The 253-nt window shown below is 47.4% G+C and carries 1 protein-coding gene; it reads left to right on the top strand.

Annotation, left to right across the window (positions count from 1 at the left end):
• The first annotated feature begins 74 nt into the window (after window positions 1–74).
• Window positions 75–122: a hypothetical protein gene (locus SB847_RS21670; protein ID WP_410578757.1), complete on the top strand. Its 48-nt coding sequence runs from the start codon at window positions 75–77 to the stop codon at window positions 120–122.
• The last annotated feature ends 131 nt before the right edge of the window (window positions 123–253 follow it).

Below are 253 nucleotides of genomic sequence, written 5' to 3'. Positions count from 1 at the left end.
AGGAAAAGCTGCATAAGGCGCAGAAGCACAAAAGTCACTTTCCTTTAAGTTTGCTGAGGGAGCATTCTGCGGCTATGCAGCGAGCGTTACTGCGAACCTGGCTGCAAGCTGCTAGCATCTGAAATTTTTCACTAGTATCAAGACTGAGTTGGGCAGAGGCTTCGTCGTTCCGAACGAGATACTCTAAGTAGCGGTCCGTAGCGTTTGGTAAAAGCGGATACTCAGGTCTTTTAGTATTTTCGATGATGACCTC

The sequence above is a fragment of the Bacillus sp. SIMBA_026 genome (assembly GCF_046535335.1).
Classification (GTDB): Bacteria; Bacillota; Bacilli; order Bacillales; family Bacillaceae; genus Bacillus; species Bacillus velezensis.
Note: the sequence above shows the minus strand (reverse complement) of the source record. Positions and strands in the feature narration are given on the sequence as shown.